Source organism: Actinomycetota bacterium, assembly GCA_012837825.1.
Classification (GTDB): domain Bacteria; phylum Actinomycetota; class Humimicrobiia; order Humimicrobiales; family Humimicrobiaceae; genus Humimicrobium.
In genome coordinates this window covers 1-8,978 of sequence record DUQM01000031.1, presented here as the reverse complement: position 1 = coordinate 8,978, position 8,978 = coordinate 1, and the positions used below count along the sequence as shown (strand labels likewise).

Sequence of the window (8,978 nt, the reverse complement as noted above, 5' to 3'; positions counted from 1 at the left end):
GCGCCAGATTTAATATTAGTTTAACGGGACTTTTAAAATCATTGGGATTTTTAATGCTTGGAACTATTGCATCTGCAGGTATAGGGCTGATTATTGGTTCTCTTATAAAGAGTGTTCAGGGTTCCATAATGACAGGTGTAGGAATTGCAGTTGTAACATCAGCAATTTCAGGGATCTTTTTCCAGTATGCAATGCTGCCACCTGTACTTCAGAAGTTTGCCCGGATATGGCCGATGTCTTCCACGAATTCTATAATTATCACTTACCTTATAGGAGATATAGGCTATAATCCCCTGTCCGTCTTAAATATCATACTGACTATCGCAATATCGCTGTTATTTTTCATTGCAGGAATTCTCCTGTATACATTCTACTGCTGGAAGCTTGGGGACATATAATTTGGCGCCAAATTCATTAACAAAATCAGCTCCTTTCAATGCAGCCGGGAGATTTTAGAGGAAATAATATTGGCTTAAGCTCAAAATATTTTACCTGATTAAATCCCTCACAAACTTAAAAAATATGATTTCAAATCATCTTTTATATTTTATTTCTATGTCTTTTCTTCCCATTGAGTAACCCAGGTTTTAAGATGTTTTCTTATTAAATATTAGTATGGTTTGTAATACTTTTCTATTATTAAAAATAAATTTCAAGTAACCTGAAAAATTTATCAGTTTCTTATTTAAAAATTGTTTTTTGAAGAGTATAATTTTTTGTCTAAAGTGTTCCTTGGATTTTTTTATTACAACATTTATCAAACAAAAGAAATTAAAAAATGTAAGGAGAAAGTAAGCAGATGAAAAAGATTTACTGTGTAATTGTTTCTTTGACTCTTATGCTTGGTTCGGTATTTGGAGCTGTGTCATGCACTTCTTCAGCTTCACAGGATGCTGAAACTCAGACTACCATTGCAGAACAGGTTACAACAGAATTGACTGAAACAACAGAAATACCAGATCCTAAATCCGAGGTTATTGTTTTTAATGATCCTGTTCTGGAAGAGAAAATACGAGCTGCCATGGAAAAGCCAGAAGGCGACATAACAGTTGGTGAAGCAGAAACAGTAAAAAAAATTGATGGCGATATAGAATGGCAGTCGCCCGAAGAAATGATGATTAAAGATATAAGCGTGTTAAAATATTTTACAAATCTTGAAGAGCTGGAACTTCAGTTTCATGCAATAACTGACATAAGTCCGCTTGCCAAACTGACTAAAATGAAAGGACTGTGTCTTGGCGGTAATAATATTGGAGATATTAGCCCTCTGGCTGATATGAAGGGACTTGGATTTCTGTCATTATTCAATTGCCAGGCAAAAGATTACAGTGTTCTTAAAAATTTTAATCTTTTCGGCCTTCATATAGACTACTCGCCATTTGAAGATTTAAGCGTTCTTTCGGAAATGAAAGGTTTGCAGAGACTTACATTTGTTGAAACAAAAGTAAGCGATGTTTCACCAATAGCTAATCTGACGGAATTAAAAGTCCTTAAATTGGATAAATGCCCTATCAGGGATCTTTCTCCTCTCAAGGATATTTATCCAAATCTTGAAGAAAAGGATTTTGAGCTGGAGTAAATAAGGTCATGAAAAAAATCCTGTATTAATAATTAATAATTAATAAAAAATCTATAAATCATTCATATAAGTAAAAAGCACCTCCCGGGTTGAAACTGTTTGGTGCTTTTTTAATTATAAAAATCTTTTACCGTTGCTAATTCGGCTGATAATATTATTTAAAAATATCTATAAATCTTGCCAGCACAAATTTAAACTGATTAAAAGAATGTATCTCTTTTAGAAGATTGATAATTATTCTTGGACGAAAATAAAATCTGTAAAATGCACTTTTTAAAATTTTATGCAGCTGCTTCAGCGAAATTCCCGGGGGAGAATATGTTATTGCATTATCCTGAAAGTTATCCCAGGAAAGAGATTTCAAATCTATCTCACCTTTTTCCATCAGATCATCAAATATTTTTGTTCCCGGAAGTGGTAAAAAATTGCTGTACTGTGCTCTGTTTAAAGGAAGAGAGTTTACAAATTTAATAGTTTTCTCAATGTCTTCAATTGTCTCTGTGGGATAACCTGCCATCAGAAAACCGGTCATCTTAATTTTTGTGGTATTTGCTATCAGCATTATTTTTTCTCTCATTTTTTCTACAGTTACCTGTCGGCGCATATCTTTTAAAATCCCGGGTGAACCGGATTCAATACCCACAGCAAAAGAATAACATCCGGACTTTTCCATTAACTTCAGAAGCTCTTCATCCAAAGTATCAAGCCTTACACCATTGGGACATGCCCAGTTAATCTTTATATTTTTATCCAGAAGAAGATTGCAGAATTCAACTACCCTTTCCCTGTTGAATGTAAAGTTGTCATCTTCAATATGCACTTCTTTTACTCCATATTTTTTAATCAGCAGTTCAATTTCACTGATAATGTTTTCAGGACTGCGCATTCTGAGGCGTCTTCCTGTAGTGCTTTTTACACCACAGTATGTGCACGAATAAGGGCATCCTCTTGAAGTAATTATCGGGGCTGTCGGGAGCGATTTTGTAAATGTTCCGTGAGGCGCATGAGGGTATGTATTCGGATCTATTGATTCCCAGTCCGGAAAATCAATACTGTCAAGATTCTCAATTGCATTTCTCTCATTGACCAGAATCTCATCTCCCTTTCTGAATATCAGGCCCGGAATATCGGACTTTCCGGTTGTTTCTTTTTCCTTGTCTTTGCCTTTACCGGAAATATATTCACAGAATTTAACAATTCCTATTTCAGCTTCTCCATAAAACCCATAATCCAGATTTACGATTTCCTTCATTGTATGTTCAGGAAGTCCGGATATGTGAGGACCGCCTGCAATAGTGATAATATCTGAATTTACCTCCTTTACAATCCCTGCCATTTTAAGGACTGATGAAAAATCACAGGTAAAAAGCTGAAACCCTGCAATGTCAAAATTGCCAGAGTCCAGGAAATTTTTAAAATCTTTGTAACCATAATTAAGCTTTGCGCAATCAAGTATGGTAACGGAATGTCCATGTTTCTTTAGCTGGCTTGAAAGATATGCAAGCCCAAGATTAGGTATTATTATTGGCATTTTATTTGTAACCGGACGAACTAAAAGTATATTCATTCTCTTATGTTGTTTCTGGTGTTTTCTTAATAATCCTGATAAATAATCATAATAATAACTAATATATTTAATTTTGGTAATCCCGGATATTAAATAATTCCTGATTTGGATAATCCCGGATTATAAATTATTATTAAATAACGATTATAAATTAAAATCAAAGAGTTTTATGGGGAATATATATTTTTCTATAAATAATTTTATCTGATTTGGCTATTATTTAAACAAGAGCAATACAGAATACAGACACTCTCATAACAGCAACAGCATTTTTTTAAAAATTTTAACAAGTTGCCAACAAACAAATAATTTATTGAAAGCAATTTTAAATTGGCTTATTATTATTTTTAAATATTTTTTAACAGGCAAAACAGTTTTATCCTTAACAGTCTTTGTTAAGCAATAAACGGCATTATTTATAAGGGGGTAATCATAATGGCAATCTTTTCAAGACTTGCAGACCTATTAAAGGCAAACATTAACGATCTTATTGACAGGGCGGAAGATCCTGAAAAAATGATCAAACAGATAATTATCGATATGGAAGAACAACTCCAGAAAGCTGTACAAGGCCTTGGAACTGTAATGGCAAGCGAAAGACAGATGCAAAAACAGCTTGAAGAGTCAAAGGCTCAGTCAGCACTTTGGGAAGAAAGAGCAAAAACAGCTCTCAAGGATTCAAATGAAGAACTTGCAAAACAAGCCGTTGATAACAAGCTGAAAGCAGATGAAAATGTAAAACAATACCAGAAGATGAGTGATGATATTTCGTCCCAGCTTGGCATGTTGAGAAACCAGGTGGAAACCCTCAAACAGAAACTTTCTGAAGCAAGAAACAGACAGGCAATACTTCTTGCAAGAGATAAAGTGGCTGATGCCAGAAAAGAAGTTTCGGATTCGCTGGGCAGTATTGACAGTACAAGTGCATTTGCCAAGATGGATAAAATGGAGAGAAAAATAGCTGAAAAAGAGGCACAGGCGGATGCAGCTTCTGAAATTTCCGGACTTGATGCTGAAATAAACGATCCTTTTGCCAAAATAGAAAAAGACAAGGCGGCAGACGCAGAACTTCAAAGATTAAAAGATGAGCTTTTAAAGGAATAGGAGATAGGAAATGGCGAGTTTTATAATTGGATCTATATTGGTGATAGGCGGAGCTTTGTTGAGCATTCTTGTACCTATCAGGGTAAGAAATAAAAACATTGACATAAAGTTTATGAAAAGAACTTCAATAGACGAGCTGAAAGATATTCTGGCCTACAATGCCTCCGCAGGTCTTGATGGATACAGGCATTATGTCGAATTAAACGGACAGGCAGATTCGAAAATAATAAATAAAGCTCCTTTTTCAGGAAATGATACATCTTATTTTGATGCGGATCTATACGCAGTAAGCGAAGTGGCTGATACAAGTTCCGAAAATAAAGATAAACAGCCGGTTTTAAGAAAGATTGAAACCCATATAAATAATCAGAAAAGCAGCAGTCCTCTAATCCTTAAAGATTCTCAGAGCAAAAATATTGTTTATATTGATGTAAATCAGCAGGGATTGAAAATTGACACATTAAAAACTTTTGATAAATTTGAACCACAAAGCAATGTAGCCAATAATAACTATTTCAGAAATATCAGTTATAAAACACCATCAGGAAGAATGCTTGGCTTTAGAATGACAGAAAACACCATACCCAAAAATCAAATGCTTTTTGTGCTGGGAGATGCAGTTTTGAACGGAGATAAAATAAATATTTTAAGGCCTTCTGATAAAAAACCGTTTATTGTTTCAGTAAAAGATAAAACGGACATAGTTCGCGGAAATGAAAGTAGTGCAAAAGTTGCTCTTGTTCTTGGTATTCTTATTGCAATTGCCGGCATACTGATGATGATATTTATAAAATAGCTGTTTTATTAATAAAATATATTTAACAAAAAATTGTCAGGCAATAGAAAATATTTAATTAAATGGTAGTGTCATAAACTTTGTTTGATAATTTTTTATCTGATTTTACTTAAATTTAGTACTCCACTATTTTCTAAACCTATAATTTCGAGCAGTTTCTACCATCGCTATAATATTTATATAACTAATATTGGAACTAAAATTATGAGAAGGACCCAGCAGGTATCCTCCTCCGGGAGCCATTATATCTATTGTTTCCTTTACACATCTTTCGACATCTTCAATGGAACCCATCATTGGTTTTTGAACATCTACAGCACCAGCAAATATAATGTTTTTCCCAAACTCTTTCTTCAGAGTTTTAAGTTCCATTCCTTTTGCATTAACCTGTATCGGATTTAATATGTCAACCCCTGCATCAATAAAATCAGCGATTAATTCTTTAACTGATCCATCACAATGTAAAAGAACCTTTGCTTGAGGGGCATGTTTTTTTATCGTCGAAATAAGTTTTTCGTGTTCAGGCTTAATTAATTCCCTATAAAGCTGCGGAGATATCATAGGCCTATCCTGCATACCAAGATCTTCTTCTATGTCAACAATATCTACCATTTCCCCAACTTCTTTTAATAAATAAATATAATAATCTTCCTGTACTTTTCTAATCCTCTTTAATAGTTCTATTGCAAAATCTTTATTTAAAAGCATATCTTCAAAAAATTTTACTGACCCTCTGAGAAAATATCTTGCAGTATTAAATACTCCTACTTCAAGAGGTCTGTACATTCCTATTGCATATCTGTTATCATTTTTTAATTTTTCTGCTCTTTCTTTTAATCCTTTTAATATTTCAGGACCTGGTTTTGGCCATTTATATTTATCCAGATCCTCGATTGTCGCATCTGGAAGTACAACATCCTCTTCAATATTAAGATGCTCTCCGTCATCATCTCTAAATGTGAATTTACTACCCCATTTATTGATGAAAACTCCGTGATTTTTCTGAGCCTCAAGTAATTTTTCGCCATGTGTATCTGGATAAATATATCTAACATCAATACCCATTTTTTCCCACAGTTCATCAGAAAAAGTAATGTATTTGAAACCAGCTGCTGCATATTGTATCCTCTCTTCCGGAATACCATAATGCTTCATTAATTCAAGAGTGGTAGAAGTATAGAATTTTGATGCCGATCCTCCAATGGCAATAGGTACTCTCTCAGTTTCTTCATGATTTAAAGCTGCCAAAACTATTTCTCTTGATAACATTGTATTTCCTTTCAGTCAAACCAGATTGAAGCTGGTTTTTAATTCTTTTAATTTTGTAAAATTATCTTTTAATGAAGCTGATATTTCTTTATATATGCCAAACAATCTCATATAAAGCTTATGATTTTTTTCATCAGGATTAAAAACTGTCCCTCTGATTACAAAATTTTCAATTGCTTCATCAAAACTTCCAAACAGCCCGGAGCCTACTCCGGCAAGTATTATATTCCCAAACGGGGAACCTTCTGGTGAGTTTAAAGTTATTATTTTTTTATTTGCTATGTCTGCCATTATCTGACACCATATCCTGCTTCTGGCAGGCCCTCCGTTAGTTATTATTTCATCAACTTTTATTCCAAGAGAAAAAGCGCTCTCTAGATTTTCATACATATTGTAAATAGTCCCCTCCATAATTGAGCGGATGATCTGCTCTCTTTTTGTCTTCGGGCTTATTCCGATAAAGCAGCTGGAAGTGTTTTTCATAAAATCCGGATGAAATTTCCCAAAGAAAAATGGAAGATATATAAGTCCTCCTGAACCAGGAGATGCCTTCTCTGCCTGAATATCAAAAATTTCAAAAGCACTGAGATTTCCAATTTTTTCAGATATTTCTTTTTCTATGCTTCCAAGGTTGTCCCTGAACCATTTCAGGGAAAAACCTACCGAACTTTGCACACCGTCAAGTATTCTGATTTTGGGATTTACTATATGCAAAATAGAAAGCATATAGGGACTTGTAATATCTTTGTCTGTCATCAGCAACAAATTGGCAGCACTGCCGACAGAAAAGTATCCCTGTCCAGGATATATGGCTCCGGCTCCCACTGCAGCAGCAACAACATCATGGCCGCCTATAAAAACAGGTGTTCCTTCTGCCAGCCCGGTTTTCAGCGCTGCATCCCTATTTATGCCGCCAATGCTTCGGGTATTGGCATGAAGGTCAGGGAATTTATCTATATCCAGGCCTATCTTCTCAACAAGCTCATCGCTGAATTTTAATTTTTTATAATCAAAACCAAGATCAAATCCTGAAGCAAAAGTCCAGTCCATTGTAAAATTACCGGTTAACTTTAAGCCGAGGAATCCTGTAGGTTCGAAAAATTTATAAATATTTTTGTATATTTCCGGTTTTTTATTTTTAAACCATAGTATTTTGGACGTAGAATTTAAAATATTGGGTATATTTCCTGTTATTTTAAATATGATATCTTTTTTTCTTTCTAATAATTCCAGTTCTTCTTCTGCTCTTTGGTCTGACCAGGGTATGGCATTATATACTGTTTCACCGTTTTCATTTACTGTAACCACAGTACCGCCCAGACTGCTTATGCCTATTCCAGCAATTTCTGATGATTCTATATGAGATTTGGATAATGACTTTCTCAATAGCAGTTTGACTTTTCTCCACCATTCATTAGGGTCATATTCCACCCAGCCTGGTTTTGGAATAATTATTTCATTTTCTTCCATTTCATTGGAAATGATCCGGCATTTTTTATCGCATATCATTATTTTTGTATTGCTGGATCCTATATCAATTCCTATTAGGTATTCTTTGCTCATGCCTGCTCCAAACTTTTTATTTTATCCACATTTGATATGATAATCTGATTTTATTGTATTTTTTAAATATTTAATTGCTTGTTTTAATACAAGTTTACTGACAACTGTGTATGATATATTATTATTCAGTCTCAGAATCTGAAAATATAAAAATATGCAAGTCTGGTTCTTTCAAAACTCAGGCCCGTTTTATTCTTCTTCTCAGTGAAATCGGGGTACTGATTATAATGGCCAGAACAAGGATAATGGCTCTGAATAATTGAACATAATAAAATTCAACACCAACAAGTATCATTACCTGGCCTATAATTACTGTAAAAATTACTCCTACATATGTTCCGACAAAAAGCCTTTTACCTCTGAAGAATGAAACACCTATAAAATATGCTATGAAAGAATCCCATAAGAATTTATCTCCCCCCTGTACCTGAGCTGTGCCTGAATGTGATACTGCAAATATTCCCCCTAGCGCAGCAAGAAAAGCAGCACCAACAAAGCACATATAACCATACATCCTTACTTTTATACCAGAAAATTTTGCAGCCGTTTTATTCTCTCCGGTAGCATAAATCGATCTGCCCATGGTTGTCCACAATGAAAAAAAATACAATACAAGAACCATAAAAAATCCGAAAATGAAATATATCGGAATAGGACCGAATGATTTTGTAGTAAGAGCAGTCATCGCCATAGGAGCAACTACTCTTCTTCCTCCATTAAGTATTAATTCAAAAGCATTGAAAACAAAACCTGTGCCAATAGTTACGATTATTGCTGATATTCCAATATCTATAACTAAAAAACCATTTAAAAGCCCACATACAAGAGCTACTGCCACACCGATTAAAATCGCCTGAGGTAATCCCATATTATTATTAACAAGAACTGCTATTAATGTAGAACTCAAGCCAGCTGTAGCACCAACAGAAAGATCAAATTCTTTTATAAGACCCGGAAAGGTAACAGCAAAAGCGAAAAAGCTTAAAATAGATATTTGTGTGACTATTGAAAAGAAATTTTCATAACTATAAAAATTTGGTACAAAAAAATATAAAGCAATAAAAATAATTAAAGCAATAAAAATTTCCTTGTAGTTTAAT

8 protein-coding genes are annotated in these 8,978 nt (G+C 34.2%); 4 read left to right on the top strand and 4 right to left on the bottom strand.

Annotated features, from left to right (window positions below; translation table 11 throughout):
- A partial coding sequence (locus tag GXZ93_02645) for an ABC transporter permease (protein ID HHT78681.1) occupies window positions 1-398 on the top strand: 398 nt, incomplete at its 5' end.
- Window positions 399-799: 401 nt separating this feature from the next.
- Window positions 800-1,579, top strand: coding sequence for a leucine-rich repeat domain-containing protein (locus GXZ93_02640; GenBank protein ID HHT78680.1), 780 nt, complete (start codon window positions 800-802; stop codon window positions 1,577-1,579).
- A gap of 154 nt (window positions 1,580-1,733) precedes the next feature.
- Here the strand turns inward: GXZ93_02640 and GXZ93_02635 are convergent, their stop codons facing one another.
- Window positions 1,734-3,146, bottom strand: a complete 1,413-nt coding sequence (locus GXZ93_02635; protein ID HHT78679.1) for a radical SAM protein — start codon at window positions 3,144-3,146, stop codon at window positions 1,734-1,736.
- Window positions 3,147-3,581: 435 nt separating this feature from the next.
- On the opposite strand from GXZ93_02635, the gene GXZ93_02630 reads away from it, so the two are divergent.
- Together GXZ93_02630 and GXZ93_02625 are read left to right on the top strand one after the other, a co-directional pair.
- The gene (locus tag GXZ93_02630; GenBank protein HHT78678.1) at window positions 3,582-4,250 is read left to right on the top strand and encodes a PspA/IM30 family protein; all 669 of its coding nucleotides are present in this window, start codon (window positions 3,582-3,584) and stop codon (window positions 4,248-4,250) included.
- A gap of 10 nt (window positions 4,251-4,260) precedes the next feature.
- On the top strand, window positions 4,261-5,046 hold the full coding sequence (locus GXZ93_02625) for a hypothetical protein (GenBank protein HHT78677.1): 786 nt from the start codon (window positions 4,261-4,263) through the stop codon (window positions 5,044-5,046).
- Window positions 5,047-5,172: 126 nt separating this feature from the next.
- Here the strand turns inward: GXZ93_02625 and GXZ93_02620 are convergent, their stop codons facing one another.
- The 3 genes from GXZ93_02620 to GXZ93_02610 form a co-directional block, all read right to left on the bottom strand.
- Window positions 5,173-6,315: a hypothetical protein gene (locus tag GXZ93_02620; GenBank protein ID HHT78676.1), complete on the bottom strand. Its 1,143-nt coding sequence runs from the start codon at window positions 6,313-6,315 to the stop codon at window positions 5,173-5,175.
- A gap of 15 nt (window positions 6,316-6,330) precedes the next feature.
- Entirely contained in the window at window positions 6,331-7,878 is a 1,548-nt protein-coding gene (locus GXZ93_02615) for a hypothetical protein (protein ID HHT78675.1), read from the bottom strand.
- Window positions 7,879-8,056: 178 nt separating this feature from the next.
- A partial coding sequence (locus GXZ93_02610; GenBank protein HHT78674.1) for an ABC transporter permease occupies window positions 8,057-8,978 on the bottom strand: 922 nt, incomplete at its 5' end.

What these genes read in the sequence shown, in the direction of transcription:
- GXZ93_02625 (HHT78677.1), top strand. Translation starts at nt 4,261, where the DNA reads ATGGCGAGTTTTATAATTGGATCTATATTGGTGATAGGCGGAGCTTTG.
- GXZ93_02640 (HHT78680.1), top strand. Translation starts at nt 800, where the DNA reads ATGAAAAAGATTTACTGTGTAATTGTTTCTTTGACTCTTATGCTTGGT.
- GXZ93_02630 (HHT78678.1), top strand. Translation starts at nt 3,582, where the DNA reads ATGGCAATCTTTTCAAGACTTGCAGACCTATTAAAGGCAAACATTAAC.
- GXZ93_02620 (HHT78676.1), bottom strand. Translation starts at nt 6,315, where the DNA reads ATGTTATCAAGAGAAATAGTTTTGGCAGCTTTAAATCATGAAGAAACT.
- GXZ93_02615 (HHT78675.1), bottom strand. Translation starts at nt 7,878, where the DNA reads ATGAGCAAAGAATACCTAATAGGAATTGATATAGGATCCAGCAATACA.
- GXZ93_02635 (HHT78679.1), bottom strand. Translation starts at nt 3,146, where the DNA reads ATGAATATACTTTTAGTTCGTCCGGTTACAAATAAAATGCCAATAATA.